Below are 24,716 nucleotides of genomic sequence, written 5' to 3'. Positions count from 1 at the left end.
GTATTCGGTTTTTTAAATGAACTGGTTGTTTTCTCATTAACAACTTAAGTTCTTGTTCACTTTCTTTTACCAGTATAAGTTTTGCTTTTGCCATAGTCAAATATATAATTTATATTTATAAATAAGCCTAATTTAAAACAAAAAAATAGCTTGATTTAATCAGGCTATTTTACAATCATAATTGGTATTAGATATATTGTATACAAAAAATGGTTGTTGAATATTTATATTCAACAACCATTTAGTTTAAGGGAAGGGGGATTCTAACTAAAATTACTTAGTCAAAGGCTGTTTATCGTAAGTTTCAATTTCGAATACTAAAGTTGAATTTGGTGGAATTACACTACCAGCTCCATTTTCGCCATAAGCTAAATTAGGAGGAAGGAAAAAAATTGCTTTTTCTCCGTCTGACATCATATTTAAAGCTTCTAAAAAACCTGGAATCATACCGTCTTTTTTACCGGCTACAAACGGAAATGCCTGATATCCTTTTTGAGCATCCCTATTAGCATCGTACTTTCCGTAAGTTTTTGCTACTTCGCTCATACTGCTGTCAAAAAGAGTTCCGTCTTCAAAATAACCTGCATAATGAAAATAGAAAGTGGTTCCTTCAGCCGGTTTTATTCCGGTTCCTTTTTTTGTAATTACATATTTTAAACCTGATTCTGTTGTTGCTGCAGCAGTTTTAGTACTTGTGAAATAAGCAGCTTTTTCGATAACTACTTTTTGACTTTCTGCTTTTTTAGCTTCTTCTTTTTTTGCATCATCAGCTATAACTTTTACAGCATCAAATTTTTTTGCTGCTGTACCTTTGCGTGTTATAGTGATTTTTGTCATGAGATCATCCTGTACAATTTTATTAACTATATCCATTCCAGAAACTACATGACCAAAAATAGTATGTTTTCCGTTTAACCAAGGCGTGTCTTTATGTGTAATAAAAAATTGACTCCCATTTGTAGCGGGACCAGAATTAGCCATTGCTAATATACCGCCTTTGTCAAATTTTAAATTGTCTACAAATTCATCTTTAAATGAAAATCCAGGACCTCCTGAACCATTTCCGTCTGGATCTCCACCCTGAATCATAAAATCATTGATAACTCTGTGAAATTTTAATCCGTCATAAAATGGTTTTCCTTTTAAATTCTCCACTTTTAGGTTAGGATTTTTACCTTCTGCCAAAGAAATAAAATTAGCAACAGTTACCGGTACTTTTATGTATTCTAATGTTAAAACAATATCGCCTTTAGTGGTAGAGATTGTTGCGAAAATACCTTCATTAGGATTCGTAGTAATAACGGTTGTGTTATCAGACTTTGTTGTGGCTGCTTTTTTTACAGCTGTTTTTTTTGTCGTTTGTGCTTGCATATTAATAAATGCAAAGCAAAATAAAAATAGAAATTTAAATTTCATCGTAATTTTAATTTAAGTCTGTGATAATATTTTAAAAATAAGATTATTAAAGTTTTTCTAGTAATTGTATTTCAAAAATGATATTAGCATTTGGAGGGATAACTGCACCTGCACCGGTTTCTCCATAAGCTAAGTGAGATGGAATAAAAAGAACAGCTTTATCTCCAAAAGAAAGTTTTTCAATTCCTTCAATAAATCCGGGAATCATTCCGTCTTTACGTCCGGCTTGAAATGGGATAGGCTGATATCCTTTCGCTTCACCTCTTGCAGCATCATATTTTCCAAAAGCTTTATTAACCTCTTCCAGACTTGAATCAAATAAGGTACCGTCTTCCAAAAATCCTGCATAATGAATATATAATTGTGTTCCTGCTGAAGGTTTTTTACCAGTTCCTTTTTCAGTAATTACATATTCTAAACCCGTAGCAGATTTTGTAGCTTTTGGTTTTAAAGAGGCGTAGTAGGCCGCTTTTTCTTTTTGAACACCGATATATTTACTTCTTTCTTTTGCTATTTCAGAAAAATAATCATGAAACACTTTTACAGCGTCAAATTTCTTAGCAGCATCACCATTTCTGATAATCTTTATAGAAATTAGTTGATCATCTTGTTTAACCTGATTTACCACTTCCTGACCCTTATTTACTACATGACCAAAAATTGTATGCTTTCCGTCTAACCACGGAGTTTCAACGTGGGTAATGAAAAATTGACTGCTATTGGTCCCGGGACCGTTATTAGCCATAGCCAAGACTCCTGCTTTATCAAATTTTAAATCAGTAAATTCATCTTTAAATTTATATCCTGTATCTCCGGAACCTGTTCCTAAAGGATCTCCTGTCTGTATCATGAAACCTTCAATAACTCTATGGAATTTGAGTCCATCAAAAAAAGGTTTCTTTTTGAGATTTTCATCGATTATAAATTCATTTTTACCTTCAGCTAAGGTTATAAAATTAGCAACAGTAATGGGGGCTTTTTTATAATCTAATTCAACAATAATGCTTCCTTTATTAGTTTCAATTTCAGCATATAAACCATCAGGTAAATTGCTATGTTCGTCTTTACAAGAATAGAATGAGGAAACGGCTAATAGTAATAATAAAATACTTTTTTTCATTTTTTTGGATGTTATTTTTATAGTGTTAATGTATCTTTTTTGGTTTCAATTGCAGATTTAGGAGCAGCAGGTTTTGGTGTTTGTGACTTTGTTACAGAAGTTTTAGGAACTTCTTCGGGAACAAAATTCCGAAGTGTAACCGTGCATATTAATGATTGATTAGTCCCAATTTTTTTATTGTCGCCATGGTATCCATACGCAATATGGGATGGAAACAAGAAAGTTACGGTTTCATTTTTGTGCATTAATTTGATACCATCCCGCAATCCCATCATGATATCTTGTTTGTCAACATAATAGGTTTGTGGGCCAAGTTCGGCTTCAGAGTAAATGATTTTACCATTTATATCTTTTACTTCTAAATTAAAATAAGCAATATCACCTTTTTTTGGAGTCGAAGAATCTGTTAAATTTCGTTCTTCGTAATACAACCAATATCCTTTTCTTGTAGCGAAATATTTTATTTTAGGATTACTTTTGATTATTTTTTTGATAACATCCTCTTCGTTGGCTACTAACTTTTTATTTCGATCAGCCGATTTTTTCATAAAAGTACCCGAAGTTTGAGAAATAGGTCTTCTAGCTTGTTCATGCTGTTTGCAGCTAAACAATAAAATGGCAAAGAGCAAGGTGCAAATGCTAAGTTTTAAGTAGTTCATATTTGGATTATATTTTTAGTTTTGTGACTAAAGCTTCGAATTTTTTTAATGTTTCTTCCATTGAAAGGTCTGATTTTCCGCCAGCTGCATTAGTATGACCTCCACCATTAAAATGATCTCTGGCAAATTGATTTACATCAAATCCGCCTTGTGAACGGAAGGAAATCTTAATGATATTCTCGTCTTTATTTTCTATAAAAATAGCAGTAAAAACGATATCTTTTATACTTAATCCATAATTAACAATACCTTCTGTATCCCCTTTTACATAATTAAAGGAATCGAGCTCTTCTTGTGTCAAAGAAGTATAGGAAGTTTTATGTTCTTCAAGAATTTTCATATTCTGCAAAGCGCATCCTAATAATTGTAAACGGCTGTATGAACTATTATCGAATAACAAAACTGGAATTTCAGTATTTTCTGCACCTAAATCTATCAGTTCAGCAACAATACGATGTGTATTTCCTGTTGTTTTCGGAAAACGAAATGAACCAGAATCTGTCAATATTCCGGTATAAAGACAAGTTGCAATAGTTTTATCGAGATCTTGTTTTTTATCTAAAAATGAAATGAAGTTATAAACCATCTCGCAAGTCGATCCAAAAGAAGTATCAGAATAAGTGTAAGCTGCATAGTCATCAGGTTTTTGATGATGATCAATCATGATAAATGGTGCTTTTAGTTTTGCTAAAGTGTGCTCCATTTCGCCAGTACGATGAAAAGCATTAAAATCAAGAGTAAAAATCAACTCTGCTTCTTCTAGTATTTTAGTACAGTTTTGAGTGTCTTTTTCAAATATTTTTACTGTTTCAGATCCCGGTAACCAGGCTAAAAAATCAGGAAAATCATTAGGGGCAATCACCGTTGGCTGGTGATTGTTTTTTAGTAAAAAATGATATAATCCTAAAGTTGACCCCATAGCGTCACCATCTGGGCCTCTATGCGGAATTATGGCAATTTTCTTTGGGGTTGCGAGTAATAATCGTATCGCTTGAATATCTTGTATTTTCATAGTGTGCGAATTTACATTTTTTTAATGTAATGTTGAAATCATTTTAGAGATTAACACACTTTTAGGGATTACAAATTCTCCAGTTCTTTTTTATGAAATTTTTGATACAATTTGTATTTCGCCCCTTTTACGATCTGCGATTTATAAATACCAACAGAGCCTGATGAAAAATAGGCAATCGTACACGCAATAGCAATGAAGATTCCAGGTTGAATTCCAAATAATTCCATCCCCATCACAGTACAGGCGATAGGAGTATGAGTTGCACCAGAAAATACGGCTACAAAGCCTATCCCTGCTAAAAGTGCAATTGGCATTGGAATAACGAGTGATAATGCACTTCCTAAAGTAGCGCCAACAAAAAATAAAGGTGTTACTTCACCTCCTTTAAAACCTGCCCCTAAAGTAAATCCGGTAAATAAAATTTTAAGTAAAAAATCATACCAAGGATTGGCATTTGAGAATGAATCAACAATAACGGGAACACCTAATCCTGAAAATTTTGTAAATCCAAGACCAGCAATTGCAATGGCTAAAATAATTCCTCCAATAAAAGGACGCAATGGTGGGTATTTTATGTTTTTTGAAAAAAGAGATCCCCAAAGATGAGTGCTTCTTGAAAATAATAAAGCAGCAAAACCAGATAAAACTCCGACTATAATGGTATAAAATAAATTAATCGGGCTAATTTCCGGAACAAAAGGGATACTGTAGTGAGTGTGTTTGATATGCCAGAATTCTACAGTAAAATAAGCCGCATAAGCTACTAAAAAGGAAAAAATAATACTTTTGAAATTGATTTTACTAAAGTAAAGAACCTCTAAAGCAAAAATAGCACCTGCTAAAGGAGTTCCAAAAACAGAAGCAAAACCACCACTTATTCCGAGGATAATCAAGATTTTTCTTTCGGAATTATCTAAATTAAAAAATTTGGTAAACTGATCGGCAATGGCACCACCCATCTGTACTGCTGTTCCTTCGCGACCAGCCGAGCCTCCAAATAAATGAGTAATTAAAGTTCCTAAAAGTACTAAGGGAGCCATTTTAAACGGAATTACTTTCTGGGGATTTTCGTATTCTTCCAATAATAAGTTATTGCCTTTTACGACAGATTCTCCCCAATAATAATAGCTTAAACCAACCAGTAATCCTCCAAAAGGCAAAAACCAGACAATCCAGTCGTGCTCAAGCCTAAATTGCGTAACCCATTCTAAAGACACTAAAAAAAAGGCTGATGCCGATCCTGAAAAAAGGCCTGTCAACCCACAAATGAGAATCCATTTGAGTATTGTCAGCAGTATTTCTTTAAATTTTTGAAAAGCCATTAATAATTTGAGATAGGAATTTAATTAGCCACAAATTAAAAGTTTTTTTTTAATACTTCAATCCGTGGCTATTATTTTTTATCCCTGAATAACAGCAGTGAATTCAATTTCAACCAAATATTCAGGAGCAACAAGCTTGCTGATTTCATAAAAACCGGTAGTAGGTTTTACATCTTTAAAAAAGGCAGCATGCGCTCTGGCAACTTCTTCAAAAGTACTAATATCAGTAGTGAAAATTCGGGTTCTGATTACATCTTTCATTCCAACATTTAAATCTTCCAATACTTTTTCAACACGTTCTAAAATATTATATGTCTGAGCATAAGCATCATCGGTTTTTACTTTTTCGCCATCTACAATAGCTACAGTTCCTGAAACTTCGATAATATTTCCTATACGTACAGCACGACAATAACCCATTTTGTCTTCCCATGGTGATCCTGTCAAGATGTTTTCTCTTTTCATTTTTTATGTTTTTTTGAATTGTTTTACATTAATTTTAAAACAGATCCTGATTAGTTAATACCGTTGCAATTTATAAAATATGTAGTTGAAAAGAACTCAATTTGTTTGGAAATCATTCTGAAAAATATTCTTTTTTGTGATATTTTGATCTAAAACTCAGAATCATATTCATTCTGTTGCTGCTCATAAAGGCGAAGTTTATTTTGAGCAACGGTTAGATTTTGTTGTAAAACCTCAATTTTATTCAGTAAATGATAAATAGCATCAATTCCTTCAAAATTAATTTTGAGATCATAATGCAATCGTATCATTTTTTCTATGACAGGTAATTGTTCAGGATGTAAATATTGGTCTTCTTCCTGAATAATAATTTCAACTAAACCATAATTATTCAACTTCGTAATAAAGGTGTTTTCAATTTCGTGATAAATACAAAATTGTTTTATGTGTATTAAATTTTCACTATTCATGATTTCTTATTTTAGATAATTCCTGGAATAATTCTTTTTCTTTTTCTGATAATTTTGTTGGTACTTTTAAATTATAAGTAATGTATAAATCCCCAAACTGATTATCTTTTTTGTAAACAGGAAACCCTTTTCCTTTTAATTTAACTTTAGTTCCGGTTTGCGTTTCGGGAGATACTTTTATTTTTACTTTTCCATCAAAAGTATTCACGAAAATTTCACCTCCTAAAATTGCCGTATACAAATCAAGATCAACATCTGAATAAAGATTATTGCCATCTCGTTTAAAAGCGGAATTGTTAGAAATTATAAAAGTAATATACAAATCACCATTTGGCCCGCCGTTTGCTCCAGGTCCGCCATGCCCCGGAATTTTTATAATCTGTCCGTTTTCTACACCGGCTGGAATAGTAATTCGGATATTTTTTCCGTTTACAGCTAAATTTTGTTTGTTATTTGTATAAGCCGAAGCCAAATCTAACTCCAGTTCGGCATTAAAATCCTGACCTCTGTATTTAGATTGACTTCTTGTGTTTCCTGTATTTCCATACATGGAATTAAAAAAATCAGAAAAATCGCTTCCTGAGAAATTACCTTGACCAAAATCAGCATAATCCTGATTGTTTTGTTGTTGTGAACGTTGTTGCTGATTCGGGTTAAAACCTGCTTTTTCAAATTCATCAGCATGTCTCCAGTCTTTCCCGTATTTATCGTATTTTTTCCGATTTTCGGGATTACTCAAAACCTCATTTGCTTCATTTAATTCTTTGAATTTTTTTTCCGCTTCTTTATCATTCGGATTCAGATCGGGATGATATTTTCGGGCAAGTTTTCGATATGCCTTTTTGATTTCGGCTTCAGTAGCTGATTTCGTAATACCCAATATTTTATAATAATCGATATAATCCATTTTATTTTTTTAAATAAAGGTAAAGTAAAATATTCAAGTTAGGAATAAGTTGTTAATTATCAAAATGATGTGTTTTTAAAAACAAAAAACAACGTATTATCTTTTATTTCAACGATGGATTTATTTACCTGTGATAAATATAATTTTGAATTTTGTTATTGGGATTTGTTTTTTGCAAAAAGACAATTTTTGGCAGGTTTTTTGTCTCCCAAAATTAGCCTAATATAGTGTTATAAAAGTCTTAAAGTTGCAGAGCCTAACTAAATTATACTATTTTTGCGATGGTATACTTTTGATTTTATAAAATTTTAAAAGCCGATTCGATAAAATTTTTTCAATGAAGTACATTTTATTTTTCATATTATTTTTTATTGCTGTAACTGTATCAGCTCAAACAGAATTTAATTCTGGTTTTAAATCTATTCCTGCACCAAAGTTTAGTGCTAAAAAAATACCAGCTCCGGAAGTTAAAAACCCTCATTCAGAAAATACAGATATTCCTAATATTAAAACGCCAAATGTTTTTGATAATACCAGTATAACCCCAAAATCTAAATTTCAAATTGGAGAAGAAAAAAGCAAGTTTACGATGTCTACAGAAACTGATTTTGCAAATCCTGGAGATCGATATGTGCCTAAAATGGAAAAAGATCTGGATAAAGCTTTAAGAGATGCTGGTTTAAAAGAAGGCAGGGGTGAATTGATTAAGAAAAACATCTCTTTAGGGGAATTTAAAACAAAATCAGCTTATTTTATTGTAAAACTTAGGGATTTTGGAGCCATAGATGGCGATTTAGTCAAAATTTCTTCGAATGATCAAATAATACAGGGCCAATTATTTTTGGAGAGTAATTACAAGCAAGTCAAAATTATACTTTCAGATGGTTTTAACAAACTTGATTTTGAAGCATTAAACATAGGTTCTTTAGGAGGAAATACTGCCGAAATCCAGGTTTTTGATGATAAAGGGGCATTGATTACCAATGATTATTGGAACAATCTTGCAGCTGGTTTTAAAGCCTCAATTATTGTTACAAAAGAGTAGATTCAAGGTTTAAGCAATTAGAAACAAAGGATAAAATTTACCAAGTTTGTAAATTACCTTTGAACCTTTGTGGCTCTGAACCTTTGTCCCTAAAATCGGAATGATGAAAAAATATTTATTTTTTCATCATTCCGATTTTTCATTTTGGAATATAAAAAGTATTTTTGCGCATGCAACACAACGTACTTATTTTAGATTTCGGATCGCAATATACACAGCTTATTGCGCGTAGAGTTCGCGAATTAAATATATTCTGCGAAATTTTCCCTTACAATCACTTTCCTAGTGACTTATCACCTTATAAAGCCGTAATTTTGGGTGGAAGCCCATTTTCTGTTCGTGCAGAAGATGCTCCACATCCTGATTTATCTCAAATTCGAGGCAGGCTTCCCATGTTGGCAGTTTGTTACGGAGCGCAATATTTAGCCCATTTTAGCGGAGGAGAAGTAGCCGCTTCGAACACCAGAGAATATGGCAGAGCTAATTTGTCTTATATTAAAGAGAATGAAGTTTTCTTTAATGGAGTTTCAGAAAATAGTCAGGTTTGGATGAGCCATAGCGATAGTATCAAGGCTTTACCAACAAATGCAGTAAAATTAGCCAGCACGCATGATGTAGAATATGCCGCTTATAAAATTGAAGGTGAAACTACTTATGCTATTCAGTATCACCCGGAAGTTTTCCATTCTACTGACGGATCAAAAATACTGGAAAACTTTTTAGTAAATATAGCCGAAGTACCTCAAAACTTTACACCAAACGCTTTTGTAGAAGAAATGGTGGGAGAATTAAAAGAAAAATTAGGTAATGATAAAGTGGTTTTAGGATTGTCAGGTGGAGTAGATTCTACTGTAGCAGCAGTTTTATTACACCAGGCCATTGGCAAAAACTTATATTGTATTTTCGTAAATAATGGTTTGCTTCGAAAAAACGAATTCCAAAATGTATTAGATCAATACAAAGGAATGGGTTTGAATGTAAAAGGGGTAGACGCAGGAGATCGTTTTCTTGGTGAATTAGCCGGAATCAGCGATCCGGAAACCAAACGTAAAACTATTGGGCGTGTATTTATCGAAGTTTTTGATGATGAATCGCACTTAATCGAAGATGTAAAATGGCTGGCACAAGGAACTATATATCCTGACGTAATCGAGTCGGTTTCTGTAAAAGGACCATCGGCAACGATTAAATCGCACCATAACGTTGGCGGATTACCAGATTATATGAAATTAAAAATCGTAGAACCACTTAGAATGTTGTTTAAAGACGAAGTTCGTAGAGTGGGAGCTACTTTAGGAATAGATCCGGAATTATTGGGAAGACATCCTTTTCCGGGGCCGGGATTATCAATCAGAATTTTAGGAGATATTACTCCTGAGAAAGTTCAAATTTTGCAAGATGTAGATGCTGTTTTTATCGACGGATTAAAATCCTGGGGATTGTATGACAAAGTTTGGCAGGCCGGAGCAATTTTACTTCCTGTAAATAGTGTTGGTGTAATGGGGGATGAGCGGACTTATGAAAAAGTTGTAGCACTTAGAGCCGTTGAATCGACAGATGGAATGACTGCAGACTGGGTTCATTTACCTTACGACTTCTTAATGAAAGTATCAAATGACATCATAAATAAGGTAAAAGGCGTGAATCGTGTGGTTTACGATATAAGTTCAAAACCACCTGCAACAATTGAGTGGGAATAGTACCATTTTTCAAATTAAGGCGTTACATTTGTAATGCCTTAATTTTTTAAACCTACTATTTATGAGAGAACTTTTAACGATTTCTCTTGTGTTTATTTTGTCTTTTAACAAAATAACTGCACAAGATTCAATTATTGAGCATAAAATTCAAAAAGGAGAAACCGCTTATTTCATTGCCCAACAATATCAGGTTTCTGTAGATGAGATTTACAAACTCAACCCCGAATCGCAAAGTGGAATCAAGGATAATCAAATTATTAAAATTCCTGTTCATTCCGCAAAAAAACAAAATTCAAACCATCAAATTACTCATGTTGTTGGTGCAAAAGAAACTCTCTTTGGTTTATCAAAACAATATAATGTTTCTGTTGAAGCGATTCAGAATGCAAACTCCACAATTCTTGCTAACGGACTTCAGATTGGCCAGGAATTAATTATTCCGCAAAATGATGCGAATCTTCCAAAAACTGAAATTGCAACTTCTTCCAAAATAATGCATCATGTAGTTGCTAAAGAATCGTTGTTTGGTATTGCCAGACAATATAATGTTTCGGTACAAGATTTAGAAAATCTAAATAAAGACTTGCTTCTTGGCGGATTGCAAATTGGTCAGACCATAGCAATTCCAAACAAAAGAAAAACACTTGACGGGAGAGTTCGTGTAATTAATCAGGAAACTGTTTTTCATATTGTTGAGCCTAAAGAAACTAAGTTTTCGATTGCTAAAAAGTACGGAATTTCAATAGACCAATTAGAATCTCAAAACCCTGAAATTGTAAACGGATTGGTTATTGGGAATAAATTAGCCATCAATACAAAGGAAATAAAACCAACTAACGAAAGCGAAGAATTGATGTTGGCTTTAGCAGAAAAACAAGTCGTGGTTGAAAAAACAAAAGCAAAAACTGTTGAACTGGAAGATTTAAAAGACAGGCTTGTTGTTCAGAAAGAAATGAATCAGAAAATTATAAAAATTAATGATTTGAAATTGAATCTGAATGATCTGAATGGTTCAAAAGAAAATTCGGTTGAAAAATTACGCTTGGTTTTAGAAGCTAATAAAAATGTGCAGGATATTTTAATGACTAAATTAGATTCGTTAGTCAATACAATGAAAACCGATTTAGCAGAACTGAAAAGAATGGATGTTCTGAATGTTGATGAGTCAAAAAGACTGGAAAAACAATCGTATGAAGGCATTGGAAAAACCAGTGAATTGTCTTCTCAATTAAAAAAAGAATTGGCTGAAAACCGAAAAGCTTACGCCGGATTAATGAATAAAGTAGAGCGAATTGCTGTTGAGGAAAATCAGGAATACAAGAAGAAAATCCGTGAAAACGAGAAAAATAAAAATATTACTTCAATACAACAAAGACTTTCTGTTGAAGAGATTAAGCGTTATAAAATAGAACAGGAGCAAGGCGATGCGCAAAACCAGCAGTTAATTGCAAAAATTGATTCTCTTGACACCCAGAAAAAAATTGAGGTAAAACGTCATATCAGCAAAGCTTCTTATTATAGCATGGAAGCCAGGAAGTATGATGATAAACTCGCTTTATTAAAATTGAAAAAATATCAGGACGAAGCGATTAAAAATCAAAATAAAACCAAATCGGCAGAATCTTCAAAAACTGTTTCGTTAGAAGAAATGAAACGTGAACTAAAAGAAAATCCATTTAAAAATGAAAAAAATATAAAGATTGAGGTTTTTGATAATCTAAAAGAAGTTTCTAATGGGTATTATTTGGTTTTAGGTACATTTACAGAAACCATAGCCAGAGACAAACTGATAATGATGCTAATTGATTCAGGAGATTTCAATGCAAGTTTTTTCTTTAATATTAATAGTCTTTCGTATTATGTATACTGTAATAAATTTATTAATATGGAAGAAGCTTTATATAAATGCAAGCAAAATGAAGAAGATGAGTTGTATAAAAATATTATTATTGCAAAAGTTGAGATTGACCTGAGATAATAATTCGCAAAGAATTAACTACTGGACCGATTTTTGTTTTTAAAGAGAAATTAGTATCTTGTTCGCATTAAAGAATTAATTGTTTTAACACCTATTTATGAAATATTTTTTCACCATATATTCTCTGGTTTTTTTTATTACGTGTTCTGCATTTTCTCAGGAAAAAATAGTTAAATACACTGTTTTAAATGGAGAAACAATCAATCAGATTGCTCAAAAATTCAAGGTTACTCCTTATGATATTTACCAGTTAAATCCAGATGCAAGAACCTCTTTGAAACCAAATACAGTTTTATTGATCCCTAATATGAATAGTAAAACCAGCCCTGATAAAAAAGAAGATGCTGTAGTAAAAAGTTCAGGTTCTGTAAAAGAAATTATACATGAAGTGCAACCTAAAGAAACGCTGTTTGGAATAGAAAAAAGATATGGCGTTACTGATGAAGCTTTGAAAGCAGCCAATCCTTTTTTGATTGAAAACGGTTTGCAAATTGGACAGACATTAGTTATTCCTGTAAAAGGAACTCCATCAATAACTAACAAATCAATTAAAGAAAAAACACAAGAAAAATATATCTATCATGATGTTTTGGCAAAAGAAACTAAATATTCGATTGCAAAACAGTATAATACAACTGTTGAGGATTTGGAAAAGCGTAATCCTGAAATTGTTGCCAATCTTCCAATTGGATACAGATTAACTATAAAAGGAACAGCACCTAGATCTGAGAGTGCAGCAAGTATTACTAAAACTGCTGAGACTAAAAAACAGTCTGAAACTTCCAAAAAAGCAACATCTTATATGGATTATCAGGTAAAACCAAAAGAAACATTTTATAGTTTGTCAAGAACTTTTCATTTGACTCAGGAGGAATTAACAGAATTGAATCCAGCTCTTTCTGAAGGCGTAAAAGAAGGGATGGTTTTAAAAGTTCCGACAGGATATTTGGCACCAGCTCCAATTATTGCACAACTGCCTGCTGAAAAAGCAACTGAGAAATTTATTGAAAGACCAACGGAAAATACAGCAGGTATTAAAATTGTTGAAAAAGTAAAATCAGAAACCGTTTCTGCTAATTCGGAAGTAATTGAATTGACTAAAAAAAGAGGACAAAATGATCGTAAAAAATTAGTTTTATTATTGCCTTTTAATTTGGCTAAGATTCAAAACGATACAGCAAACGCGGCTAATCAAATAAAAAACGACAAATTTCTGAATATGACCCTTGATTTTTATTCAGGAGCTTTAATGGCAATTGATTCGGCAAAAATATTAAAATTACCAATTGATATATCGATTTATGATTCACAGGAAACAAAAAACGCATCGAATGTAACAAGTTTGATTTCTCAGAACAAATTACAGGATGCCAATGCAGTTATTGGTCCCTTTTATCAAACTAATGCAGAAGCAACCGCTAATTTCTTACGTTTATATAATGTACCGGTGATTTCACCATTGTCAAAAGACAGTGCAAATCCAATTGATAATTTGTATCAGTCAATACCAACAAATGATATTGTCAGAAATTCGGTTTTTGATTATATGCGTTCTAAAAACGGAAATATTGTAGCTGTTGTAGACAAGAAAAAAGAATCAGTAGTTAATTATATCAAGCAAAACCAAAAAGGTGTCATTTTTGCTTCCCTAACTGCGACAGGAGGTTTGGATGCCGCTAATTTGAAAAGTTTATTATTGCCAAACAGACTTAATTATGTTGTAATGGAAACCAGTAATACAGCAATGGTCAAGGCTACTATAAAAGCTCTGGTCGAAGCACAGAGAACATGCCAGGTACAATTGGTGATTTTAGAACCAAACAGCACTTTGGATACTGACGAAATCAATTTTGAAAATCTTGTAAAATTAAAATTAATGTATCCGTCAGTTGCCCGTGAAAGTGACGAAGCCAGGGTGTTGATTTTTGAAAAAGAATACAGGCTAAAGAATAAAATAAATCCTAATACATATGCTACCCGTGGATTTGATGTAACTTTTGATACGATGATGCGTCTGATTCAGGGCAAAACCTATCAGGAAACTGCTGATTTGATTACAACTGAACAAGTTGATAATAAATTTCAATATTATAAAAAAGAAGATGGAGGACACGCTAACAAAGGTGTTTATATTTTATATTACGACTCAGACTTAACTTTAAAAGTAGCAAATTAATGACATCAAAAGTAACCTATTTAGGCGATTTAAGAACAAGATCAATACATGTTCAATCAGGAAGCGAAATCATTTCTGATGCTCCGTTGGATAATAATGGAAAAGGGGAAGCTTTTTCTCCAACAGATACAGTTGCTAACGCTTTGGCGAGCTGTATGATGACAATTATGGGAATTAAAGCACGTGATATAAACGTAAATATTGACGATTCTACTGCAGAAGTAACTAAGATTATGAATGCTGAGCCAAGAAGAATTGGTGCTATCGAAATTGTTTTTGAAATGAAAGGGGAAGCAGACGAAAAAAATAAAACTATTTTAGAGCGTGCTGCTATGACTTGTCCTGTGTTTTTAAGTTTAAATTCTGATATCGAAAAAAGAATTACTTTCAACTGGAAATAGAATATATTAATTATTTAACGATAAAAAGCAAGAAAAAAGAATATATTATATCTTTTTTCTTGCTTCTCTTTTTAAATGGAACAAGACAAAAAACAGCTTATAAAATTAGCACATACCAAAATGCCCTTTGGTAAATATGAAGGCTGGTTTCTTATTGATATTCCTGAATATTATATTGTTTGGTATCACAATAAAGGTTTTCCAAAAGGGGAATTAGGACAACAATTGGCACTCATTTACGAAATAAAACTAAATGGATTGGAAGAGTTAATCCGAAATATTAAAAAGCAATATCCGAAACCTATGTCTTAGGCATCTTAAGATTATTGGATTTTTAGGTTATTAGATAAAATTTTCATTATAATAACTTGAAATATAGCAATGAATATAAATAATATAATACATCAAAGAGTTTGTTTTTGATTTGAAAAAAAATAAACTCTGTTTTAATTCCAGCAATCCAAAAATCTAAAAATCTAAGAAGTCTAAAATTCTAATTATCCAATTAAATTTGTACTTTTGCCAAGTTTTTTACACAACTACAATACAAACAACAACAGAATGAATCAAACAAAATATATTTTTGTTACTGGCGGTGTGACTTCTTCATTAGGAAAAGGAATTATCGCAGCATCTTTAGCAAAATTGTTACAAGGAAGAGGATATCGTACGACTATTCAAAAATTTGATCCGTATATAAATGTGGATCCAGGTACGCTGAATCCATATGAACACGGAGAATGTTACGTAACAGATGATGGTGCTGAAACGGATTTGGATTTAGGTCACTACGAGCGTTTTCTGAATGTCCCTACTTCTCAGGCAAATAATGTTACTACAGGAAGAGTATATCTTTCGGTTATTGAAAAAGAAAGAAGAGGGGAATTTTTAGGAAAAACGGTTCAGGTTGTCCCTCATATTACAAATGAAATCAAAGACAGAATGCAATTGTTGGGTAAATCTGGCGATTTTGATATTGTCATTACTGAAATTGGAGGAACTGTTGGTGATATTGAATCACTTCCTTATATCGAGTCTGTTCGTCAGTTGGTTTGGGAATTAGGTGAAAACAACGGAATTGTTATTCATTTAACTTTAGTTCCTTATTTGGCTGCTGCAGGAGAGTTAAAAACTAAACCGACACAGCACTCTGTTAAAACGTTAATGGAAAGCGGTATTAAAGCTGATATTTTGGTTTGTAGAACTGAACATGAGCTTTCTGATGAATTGCGTAATAAATTAGCGTTGTTTTGTAATGTAAAAAGAGAAGCAGTAATTCAATCTATTGATGCTTCGACAATATACGAAGTTCCAAATTTAATGCTTGAAGAAGGATTGGATGTTGTTGCTTTGAAAAAGTTAGATTTACCTAAAAAAGCGGCACCGGATTTAAAAAACTGGAATACTTTTTTACGCAGATTAAAAAACCCAAAACATACTGTAAATATTGGTTTGATTGGAAAGTATGTAGAAATGCAGGATTGTTACAAATCTATTTTAGAAGCTTTTATTCATGCAGGTGCTGCAAATGAGACAAAAGTTAATGTAATTTCGATACATTCAGAACATATCAATATTGATAATGTTGCAGAAAAATTAGGAGTTTTGGATGGTGTTTTAGTAGCCCCAGGATTTGGAGAAAGAGGTATTGAAGGAAAAATTGAGGCGGTCCGTTTTGCACGTGAAAATAATATTCCGTTTTTTGGAATTTGTTTAGGAATGCAAATGGCTGTTATTGAATATTCCAGAAATATTTTAGGCTACGCTGAAGCGAATTCTACTGAGATGAATGAGAACACAAAACACCCGGTTGTGAATTTGATGGAAGAGCAAAAAACAATTACTGATAAAGGAGGAACGATGCGTCTTGGTGCCTGGAAATGCGATATTAAGCCAAATACTTTAGCGCACAGAATATACGGAGAAAAAACTATTTCGGAGCGTCACCGTCACCGTTATGAATACAATAATAAATATAAAGATGAATTGCAGAAAGCAGGATTAATTGCTTCTGGAATTAATCCCGATACAGGATTGGTAGAAATCATAGAACTTGAAAACCATCCGTTTTTCATTGGAGTACAATACCATCCTGAATATAAAAGTACAGTTGCCAATCCACATCCAATTTTCGTGAATTTTGTGGCTGCCGCAGTAAATGCACATAAAAATAATAATTAATATTCAAGAGGATGTAACTTTTGAGCGAAACTCATAACTAATAGCCTTTAACGAATAACTTTTTTAAATTATAATGGAAGAAAAAAAAATTGATCTTAATTCAATCATTGGTTTTGTATTGATATTTGGAATTTTAATTTGGATTATGTACCAAAATCAGCCTTCTGACAAAGAAATTGCTGCTGAAAAAGCCAAGAAAGAATTAGTAGCTAAACAAGAAGCAGAGATAAAAACTGACAAAACTAAAGCAGCTGTTTTGCCAGTTGTTGCTGTAACTCCAGGGGATACTGCTCAGTTGGCGCAATTGCAAAAAACATTAGGAGGTTTTGCTTATTCTGCCACACTTCCTTCAGCAAAAGAGTCTTTTACTACTATTGAAAACGAAAAGATTAAACTTAAAATAGCTAATAAAGGTGGTTATATAGTTGAAGCTATACTTAAAGAATTCGAAAAATTTGAAAAAGGTTCAGGTGAATTAGTTGAATTGATTAAAGATAACAATGCTAATTTGAATATTCAGTTACAAACAACTGATAACAGAACTTTAAACTCTAAAGATTTATTTTTTGAGCCGACGCTGACTAAAATTGGCACTGATCAAATTTTGACAATGCGTTTAAAAGCAGGGGCAAATGAATTTTTAGAATACAAATATATACTGAAACCAAATGAATATTTAGTTGGTTTTGATATTCGTTCCCAAGGTTTAAATAAACTTATAAATTCTGCTAAACCATTAGATTTACAATGGGATTTAAAAACGTACCGTACAGAAAAAAGTATTGCTATTGAAAATAGATTTACTGAAATTTATTTTGAATATGAAGAAGGAAAAAAGGATTATGTAGGTGATGGGAATAATAAGGAAGAAACCCCAAATGAAGTAAGTTTTATAGCTTTTAAGCAACATTTTTTTAGTGCTATTTTATCAACTAATACTCCTTTTGCCAAATCTAGTTTAAAGTCAAATAAGGTGGTGGTAGACGAAGCTGTTGACACTACTTATATAAAGCAGTTTAACGCAACAGTTCCTCTAGCTTTCTCTAACGGAGAGATTGATTATAAAATGAACTGGTACTTTGGGCCTTCGGATTATAAAGTGTTAAAATCATACGATAAAAATTTTGAAAAAATAATTCCATTAGGCTGGGGCATTTTCGGCTGGATTAATAAATGGATTTTTATTCCATTATTCGGATTTTTGAGTGATTATATTGCTTACGGAATTGCAATTATCATCTTTACTATTATTATAAAATTGGCCATGTCGCCAATTACCTATAAGTCGTTTTTATCTCAGGCAAAAATGAAAGTTTTGCGTCCTGAAATTACTGAATTGGGAGAAAAATTCAAAAAAGACCCAATGAAGAAACAACAGGAAACAATGAAGTTGTATAATAAAGCGGGAGTAAATCCAATGGCAGGATGTATTCCGGCATTGATTCAGCTTCCTTTTATGTATGCATCGTTCCAGTTCTTCCCATCCGCTTTTGAGTTGAGGCAAAAAAGTTTCCTATGGGCAGATGACTTGTCATCATTTGATTCTATTTACCAATTGCCATTTAATATTCCTTTATATGGAAGCCATATTAGTTTGTTTCCAATATTGGCAGCAATTGCAATTTTCTTCTATATGAAAATGACTTCTGGTGATCAGCAAATGGCTGCGCCTCAACAAGAAGGTATGCCGGACATGGCAAAAATGATGAAAATCATGATTTACGTTTCGCCATTAATGATGTTAATTTTCTTCAATAGTTATGGTGCCGGTTTGAGTTTGTATAACTTTATTTCAAACTTAATTACAATCGGAATTATGTTTGTAATCAAAAATTATATCGTTGATACGGATAAAATTCATGCTCAAATTCAAGAAAATAAATTGAAAGAACCTAAAAAACAGGGTAAATTTCAACAGCGTCTTCAGGAAGTAATGGAGCAGCAAGAGGCTGCAAAAAAACAAAATAAAAAGAAATAAGTATTTCTAATTGATATAAAAAAGGCTAAAATTAATCTTAATTTTAGCCTTTTTTTGTGTTTTATGGGAGAAGATTTTTAGAATAAATCTATTATATCTTTATTTTTAGTTTACTTCTATTAATTCCCTGCGATATGTTTTTCGCTGACAATGAATTTTTGGGTCAAAGTTTTTCCACAATAAATGAATCGCATTATTTTCTAATAACTCAGGGGTTCTGATGCAATTTTGAATTCCTTTTTCGGAGAAAGTTTTATAATACTCATCAAAAATAATAGCAGTAACGCCTTTATTTTGATAATCCGGATGAACTCCAATAAGATAAAAGACAACATCTTTACTATGTTTTTTCGCTTTTAATAAGTGCAGAAATCCAAATGGAAAAAGTTTTCCTTTTGCTTTTTGTAAAGCTTCTGTAAAGCTAGGCATTACAATACTGAAAGCAACTAACTTATCATCTTTATCAACGACAAACTTGATATATTCAGGATTAATAAAGCTAATATATTTCTTTTTAAAATATTCTTTCTGAACATCTGAAATTGCAACAAATGAAGCCAGTTTTTCGTAAGATTCATTAAACAAATCGAACATTTTGTCTACATGGGGCATAATGTCTTTTGTTTTGGTAAAAGTTAAAGATCTTAAACCATATCTTTTTTTGATAAGTTCCTGGGCTTTCAGGAAGAATTCAGGTTTTACATTTGAAAACGGAAAAATACTTTCGATATACTCCTTTTCAATCTTAAAACCAAGTTGTTCAAAATGGGTTACATAATAAGGGTTATTATACCAGGTAATCATGGTTCCTATTTGGTCATAACCTTCTGTAAGAACTCCTACTTTGTCTAAATTAGAAAAACCCATTGGGCCTTCAACATGGTCAAGATTGTTCTTTTTTCCTAATTCGTAAACTTTTTCCAGTAAGGCTTTGGTTACTTCAACATCGTCAATAACATCAAACCATCCAAAACGAACTTTCTTTTTATGTTGATTGTTAACTTCTGCCCAGTTGATGATAGCAGTAATTCTCCCCACTATTTCATTGTTTTTATAAGCTAAATAAAAATAAGCTTCTGCGTTTTCAAAAGCAGGGTTTTTAGTTTTATCGAATGATTCTAATTCATCAGAAATAATAGGAGGTACCCAATATGGATTGTCTTTGTATAGAGAAAAAGGAAATTTGATATATTCTGTTAATTCCTTTTTGGTTTTCGCTTCTTTAATTGTAATCATTTAAACTAGTTTTTATTTTAAAATCCCCTAATTTTAAGAGATTGGAAAAGTATTTATTATGTTGGATTATTCGTATTTAGCTTTTCTTTTTCTTTCCTGCTCCTGATAATCAATTTCTTTCTGGTTCTTTTCTTCTTTTATTTTGTCCTCTTTTGACTTCTTGCTTTTTGATTTTCTTTGTTTGCCAAACTCCATCTGCTGTTCTTTATATTTAGCATCATAACGCCAGGAAAAACCAATACCGCCATATAAAACTGAAGGAGTGTTTTTAAAATTAGTACTAATTGAAGCATCAATTTGCATGTTTCCAGCAAGTAGATAAGCAGCACCACCCCGAAGAATAGCATCACTGTATAAATCACTTTTGTATCCTTGGTTTTCGATAAATCCTGACCAGGTATGGTTAAAACCTCTTGTTAAGGTTAAAACATATCCGTAACCGGAATAATCGGTAGTAATATAATCTGCAATGATATTGGATACTAAAACCCATCTGCCATCACCAAAATGGTTTTGTGTAATCAGCATTACTTTTGGTGAAATACCGGACTCTGTAGACGCAAAATTTAGAGTGTTAGAACCATATGCGTAAGGATTGTTCTCAAAAACAAAATTTGCACCTGCAAATATGGAAACTGCGGGAATTAATTGATGCCAGTCGAATTGTTTATTGGCTTTATAACTGTAGATATTGACATTTTTTTTATAGTTTTTAAATGGATCATAAATCAAATATTTAGCTCCTATTACTGTTTGTTTAAAATCATTTTTCTTAAAACTGGTAAAAGGTGTTGTGAATTCCTGGCTTTGATATTGTATATCTGCAATAAGTTCCAGTTTTTCAAGAAAAAGGCCCCATCTTAGCGTTAAATCAGTTCCAAAACCACTGGCCTGATAATTTTGTAAATCATGTTTTTCATTAATTCCGTAAAAACCAATTTCCGCCTGAATAACGGATTTTCCAACGGAGAATGCCGACATGGTTTCGCCTGGTCGGTTTGAATTGATGTCATCAGTATATTGGGCAAAAAAAAGTTGTGGTATAAAAAAAAGACCAGTTATAAAAATGTTTTTAATTTTGAACATACATGTATTTTTTGATTAAAAAGTTATAACGCATTTCAAATGTACTATATTTTATTATTTATTTAAGATTGATATTTTAATTTTCAGTAATGGTTTTATTAATTTTGAAAAAAAATATATAATTATGCAAGAAGCATCTTTTACAGGTTTGATGAAAGCTATTTTTTATATGATAGCGTTTTATTATATTTTTAAATTTTTAGCCAGAATCTTTTTACCGGTATTGGTTAAAAAAGCGGTTGAAAAGGCAGGAGAGAATTTTCAGAGACAACAACAATACAGCCAGGATAATTCATGGCAAAAAAAACGTACAAACAATGATGAGATAATCATTGATACCGCTAATGCAAAAAATCCCCGCGAAACCAAAAAGGTGGGAGATTATGTCGATTACGAAGAAATAGATTAAGTTTGTAGTCCAAACAATTATTTTATCGTTTAACCAAACCAGCCAAAATTGAAAATAGTAAATAAGTTTTATCCGCATGCTCTTGTAATACTGGGTTTTATTCTCGTTTCTTTAATTTATTTTTATCCTGTTTTACAAGGAAAGAAAATTTTTCAGTCCGATATAGCACAATATACCGGAATGGCTAAGGAACAAAATGATTTTAGAGCCACAGAACATTCAGAACCATATTGGACAAACTCTGCTTTTGGAGGTATGCCTACATATCAGTTAGGAGCTAATTATCCAAATGATTATGTAGGGAAATTAGATGACCTGTTACGCTTTCTGCCACGCCCTGCAGATTATCTGTTTTTATATTTCTTAGGTTTTTATGGACTTTTATTAGTTTTAAAAACAGATCCATTAAAAGCCTTTATTGGGGCACTTGCATTTGGTTTTTCAACTTATTTAATTATTATACTTGGCGTTGGTCATAATGCCAAAGCGCATGCGATTGCGTATATGCCTCTCGTTATTGCCGGATTCATTTTGGTTTTTCAAAAAAAATATATTTGGGGAGGTTTACTCACTATGTTTGCGGTTGCGTTAGAAATTAATGCAAACCACTTTCAAATGACCTATTATCTATTAATTTTTTTATTGATACTATCAGGTTATTTTGCTTTCAATTTTATTAAAGAAAAAGAATTCGCACCTCTTTTAACTTCTATTGGAATTTTGGCAGTAGCCGGAATTTTTGCCATTGGCGCAAATGCCACTAATTTAATGGCAACGAGTGAGTATGCTAAATTTAGTACGCGTAGTAACAGCGAATTGACTTTTAATCCTGACGGTTCTAAAAAAACAAATGAAAACGCTTTAAGCCGCGAATACATCACAGAATATAGTTATGGTATAGCAGAAAGTTTTAACTTGATTTCACCAAGGCTTTTTGGAGGTTCAAATCATGAAAACTTAGGCAAAGATAGTAGAATGTATTCTTTAGCTATTGAGAAAGGTGCAACTGAATCTCAAGCAGAAGAATTTGCTTCAGGAATACCTACTTATTGGGGAGATCAGCCTATTGTTGCGGCTCCAGCATACATTGGAGTTGTAGTTTTCTTTTTGGGAGTTTTGGCATTGTTTATTGATGATAGGAAAATAAAATATGTGTTTCTTTCGGGAGCATTAGTAGCATTAATCCTTTCATGGGGAAAAAACTTTGCATTACTAACGGACTTTTTTATTGATTATGTTCCAATGTATGATAAATTCAGAGCGGTTTCATCGATTCAGGTAATTCTTGAATTATGTTTTCCTGTTCTTGCTATAATGGGATTGCAATCGTTTTTTAAAGCTAAAGATAATGCTTTGTTACAGCAGAAAGCATTAAAACAAACAGGAGTTTTTGGTTTAGGAACTATATTAATTTTAGTATTTACTAAAAGTTTATTTCATTTTTCTGGAATGAACGATGAGTATTATCTACAAGTACAAGGACCAGAATTTGTTGATGCTTTAAAAGAAGACAGAATTAGCCTTTACTATGCAGATTTATTGCGTTCTGGCTTTTTTATTGTAGTGACTTTTGGAATTTTATGGTTGTTTATTAAAAATAAACTGGCTCAAAATACAACTTTAATTATCGTCGGTCTTATAATGATTTTCGATTTGTTTTTGGTAGATAAAAAATATGTTTCTGCTAAAGATTTTGTGAGTCCTGTGCAAGTTGCTGCACCTTTTCAGGAAACACCTTCTGATTCTGAGATTTTAAAAGATACAACTCATTACAGGGTTTTTGAAGTAAACGGAAATATGTCAAGTGCCCGTGCTTCGTATTTTCATAATTCATTAGGTGGTTATCACGCTGCAAAACCAAGAAGAATACAGCAGCTTTTTGACTATCAGATTGCAAAAAACAATATGGAGGTTTTGGATATGCTGAATGTAAAATATATTATTCAGACGGACAAGGAGGGAAAAGAATTTCCAACAATCAATCCGGAAGCTAATGGCAATGCCTGGTTTGTGAGCTCTGTAAGGCTGGTAAATAAACCTGATGATGTGATGAAGGCATTAGATAACATTGACACTAAAAGAGTAGCAGTCTTTAATGTTCATGATCATGAAGGTAAATTTAAAAGCGCTCGATTAAAGAAAAACTGGGATACAACAGGAAAAATTGAGGTTGTGGAATATAAACCCAACTACATTAAATATCAGTCTGACAATGGAAAAGATGGTTTAGCCGTTTTCTCTGAAATGTATTATAAAAATGGCTGGAACGCTTATATTGATGGACAGTTAACGGATCATTTTCCGGTAAATTATGTTTTAAGGGCGATGGAAGTACCCGGAGGAAAGCATACTATTGAGTTTAAATTTGAACCGGAAGTAGTAAAAACCGGAAGTATAATTGCTTTAGCAAGTTCAATTGGAATGTTATTGCTTTTGATTGGGGGTATTTATTTTGAAAGAAAAGAAGCAAGAAAATAGAAAGTAAAGAAAAAGTACTAAGTTTTTTAAATCGTATATTTGAATATGAAACCAAAAGACATAAATAAAAGTATTATTCAAAATAAAGAATTAAATTCTATAACTTCTGATTTGCAAAAGTTGTATTCTGAAAGAATAGAGCGTTTTATGGCATTGGTTGAACTTTCTTACACCTTAAAAACATCTCCCAGAATTATTCTGAAAAAATAATGCTTCAAGAAATTTTAAATATTTGGAAAATATTCAACGAAAATAATGTTCGTTATTTAACTATTGGGGTTAGCAGTAAATATTTATGGTTATATTCGAAATACATGTGACATTGATATTTTAATTGAGGATACTTTAAAAATAGAAAAGATCTACGATTGTCTTTTGCTTCAATTGGAATTGGTGATTTTCCTCAAATTGAAACAATGCAATTTGTTGCAGGTTTTACAGAATTACTATTTCTTATGATTTAAGATTAGACGTGATGACTTCGGTTAAAGGTTTAGAGAATGAAAACTTCGAGAATTTATTTCAAAATGTAACGATTGTAATTTTGCAGGAAGTACCCGTTTGTTTTTTAGATTATACTAGTTTGATTAAAACAAAAAAGGCGTGTAACAGACTAAAAGACCAATTGGATATTGAGGAATTGAATAAACTTAACGACAAAAAAGAATAAAAAA

General features: G+C 32.1%; 22 protein-coding genes. 12 read left to right on the top strand and 10 right to left on the bottom strand.

Annotated features, from left to right (window positions below; translation table 11 throughout):
* Positions 1-273: 273 nt before the first annotated feature.
* From J2W48_RS15350 to J2W48_RS15315, 8 genes are all read right to left on the bottom strand, one after another.
* Positions 274-1,416, bottom strand: coding sequence for a peptidylprolyl isomerase (locus J2W48_RS15350; protein WP_310282521.1), 1,143 nt, complete (start codon positions 1,414-1,416; stop codon positions 274-276).
* A 46-nt stretch (positions 1,417-1,462) separates the two neighbouring features.
* Positions 1,463-2,536 carry a peptidylprolyl isomerase gene (locus J2W48_RS15345; RefSeq protein WP_310282520.1) on the bottom strand — a complete coding sequence of 358 codons (1,074 nt, stop codon included), beginning with the start codon at positions 2,534-2,536 and terminating at the stop codon, positions 1,463-1,465.
* A gap of 17 nt (positions 2,537-2,553) precedes the next feature.
* On the bottom strand, positions 2,554-3,195 hold the full coding sequence (gldI, locus tag J2W48_RS15340; RefSeq protein ID WP_310282519.1) for a gliding motility-associated peptidyl-prolyl isomerase GldI: 642 nt from the start codon (positions 3,193-3,195) through the stop codon (positions 2,554-2,556).
* A 7-nt stretch (positions 3,196-3,202) separates the two neighbouring features.
* Positions 3,203-4,207 carry a DHH family phosphoesterase gene (locus J2W48_RS15335; RefSeq protein WP_310282518.1) on the bottom strand — a complete coding sequence of 335 codons (1,005 nt, stop codon included), beginning with the start codon at positions 4,205-4,207 and terminating at the stop codon, positions 3,203-3,205.
* A gap of 68 nt (positions 4,208-4,275) precedes the next feature.
* Complete coding sequence (locus tag J2W48_RS15330; RefSeq protein ID WP_310282517.1) at positions 4,276-5,532, bottom strand: voltage-gated chloride channel family protein; 1,257 nt, start codon at positions 5,530-5,532, stop codon at positions 4,276-4,278.
* Between the two features lie 78 nt (positions 5,533-5,610).
* The gene (locus J2W48_RS15325) at positions 5,611-5,997 is read right to left on the bottom strand and encodes a RidA family protein (RefSeq protein ID WP_310282516.1); all 387 of its coding nucleotides are present in this window, start codon (positions 5,995-5,997) and stop codon (positions 5,611-5,613) included.
* Positions 5,998-6,146: 149 nt separating this feature from the next.
* Positions 6,147-6,467: a chaperone modulator CbpM gene (locus J2W48_RS15320; RefSeq protein WP_310282515.1), complete on the bottom strand. Its 321-nt coding sequence runs from the start codon at positions 6,465-6,467 to the stop codon at positions 6,147-6,149.
* Complete coding sequence (locus J2W48_RS15315; RefSeq protein WP_310282514.1) at positions 6,460-7,374, bottom strand: DnaJ C-terminal domain-containing protein; 915 nt, start codon at positions 7,372-7,374, stop codon at positions 6,460-6,462. The genes J2W48_RS15320 and J2W48_RS15315 overlap by 8 nt, the downstream gene beginning before the upstream one ends.
* A 337-nt stretch (positions 7,375-7,711) precedes the next feature.
* On the opposite strand from J2W48_RS15315, the gene J2W48_RS15310 reads away from it, so the two are divergent.
* From J2W48_RS15310 to yidC, 8 genes are all read left to right on the top strand, one after another.
* Entirely contained in the window at positions 7,712-8,419 is a 708-nt protein-coding gene (locus J2W48_RS15310; RefSeq protein WP_310282513.1) for a hypothetical protein, read from the top strand.
* Positions 8,420-8,589: 170 nt separating this feature from the next.
* Positions 8,590-10,119, top strand: coding sequence for a glutamine-hydrolyzing GMP synthase (guaA, locus tag J2W48_RS15305; protein WP_310282512.1), 1,530 nt, complete (start codon positions 8,590-8,592; stop codon positions 10,117-10,119).
* A 61-nt stretch (positions 10,120-10,180) separates the two neighbouring features.
* Positions 10,181-12,097: a lytic transglycosylase gene (locus J2W48_RS15300; protein WP_310282511.1), complete on the top strand. Its 1,917-nt coding sequence runs from the start codon at positions 10,181-10,183 to the stop codon at positions 12,095-12,097.
* 97 nt (positions 12,098-12,194) lie between these two features.
* Positions 12,195-14,273, top strand: a complete 2,079-nt coding sequence (locus J2W48_RS15295) for a PBP1 and LysM peptidoglycan-binding domain-containing protein (RefSeq protein WP_310282510.1) — start codon at positions 12,195-12,197, stop codon at positions 14,271-14,273.
* Positions 14,273-14,674, top strand: coding sequence for an OsmC family protein (locus J2W48_RS15290; RefSeq protein WP_310282509.1), 402 nt, complete (start codon positions 14,273-14,275; stop codon positions 14,672-14,674). Before J2W48_RS15295 ends, J2W48_RS15290 begins: the two co-directional genes overlap by 1 nt.
* Before the next feature lie 75 nt (positions 14,675-14,749).
* Positions 14,750-14,986: a DUF3820 family protein gene (locus J2W48_RS15285; RefSeq protein ID WP_310282508.1), complete on the top strand. Its 237-nt coding sequence runs from the start codon at positions 14,750-14,752 to the stop codon at positions 14,984-14,986.
* Between the two features lie 249 nt (positions 14,987-15,235).
* Complete coding sequence (locus J2W48_RS15280; protein WP_310282507.1) at positions 15,236-16,855, top strand: CTP synthase; 1,620 nt, start codon at positions 15,236-15,238, stop codon at positions 16,853-16,855.
* Between the two features lie 73 nt (positions 16,856-16,928).
* Positions 16,929-18,833 (top strand): membrane protein insertase YidC, encoded by a 1,905-nt coding sequence (yidC, locus tag J2W48_RS15275; protein ID WP_310282506.1) that lies wholly within the window; start codon positions 16,929-16,931, stop codon positions 18,831-18,833.
* Positions 18,834-18,938: 105 nt separating this feature from the next.
* Here yidC and J2W48_RS15270 read toward each other — a convergent pair whose 3' ends face one another.
* Positions 18,939-20,069, bottom strand: coding sequence for a GTP cyclohydrolase (locus J2W48_RS15270; protein WP_310282505.1), 1,131 nt, complete (start codon positions 20,067-20,069; stop codon positions 18,939-18,941).
* Positions 20,070-20,135: 66 nt separating this feature from the next.
* Positions 20,136-21,155, bottom strand: a complete 1,020-nt coding sequence (locus J2W48_RS15265) for a transporter (RefSeq protein WP_310282504.1) — start codon at positions 21,153-21,155, stop codon at positions 20,136-20,138.
* 124 nt (positions 21,156-21,279) lie between these two features.
* Between J2W48_RS15265 and J2W48_RS15260 the strand changes: the two genes are divergently transcribed.
* The 4 genes from J2W48_RS15260 to J2W48_RS15245 all read left to right on the top strand — a co-directional run bounded on the left by J2W48_RS15260 (position 21,280) and on the right by J2W48_RS15245 (position 24,712).
* On the top strand, positions 21,280-21,564 hold the full coding sequence (locus tag J2W48_RS15260) for a DUF4834 family protein (protein ID WP_310282503.1): 285 nt from the start codon (positions 21,280-21,282) through the stop codon (positions 21,562-21,564).
* 48 nt (positions 21,565-21,612) lie between these two features.
* Positions 21,613-24,042, top strand: coding sequence for a YfhO family protein (locus J2W48_RS15255; protein WP_310282502.1), 2,430 nt, complete (start codon positions 21,613-21,615; stop codon positions 24,040-24,042).
* A 45-nt stretch (positions 24,043-24,087) separates the two neighbouring features.
* Positions 24,088-24,252, top strand: a complete 165-nt coding sequence (locus J2W48_RS15250; RefSeq protein WP_310282501.1) for a hypothetical protein — start codon at positions 24,088-24,090, stop codon at positions 24,250-24,252.
* Positions 24,253-24,517: 265 nt separating this feature from the next.
* Complete coding sequence (locus tag J2W48_RS15245; RefSeq protein WP_310282500.1) at positions 24,518-24,712, top strand: hypothetical protein; 195 nt, start codon at positions 24,518-24,520, stop codon at positions 24,710-24,712.
* Positions 24,713-24,716 lie beyond the last annotated feature (4 nt).

Origin of the sequence: Flavobacterium piscis, assembly GCF_031457575.1 — a bacterium.
Lineage (GTDB): Bacteria > Bacteroidota > Bacteroidia > Flavobacteriales > Flavobacteriaceae > Flavobacterium > Flavobacterium piscis_A.
This window is presented reverse-complemented; position numbering and strand designations above follow the sequence as displayed.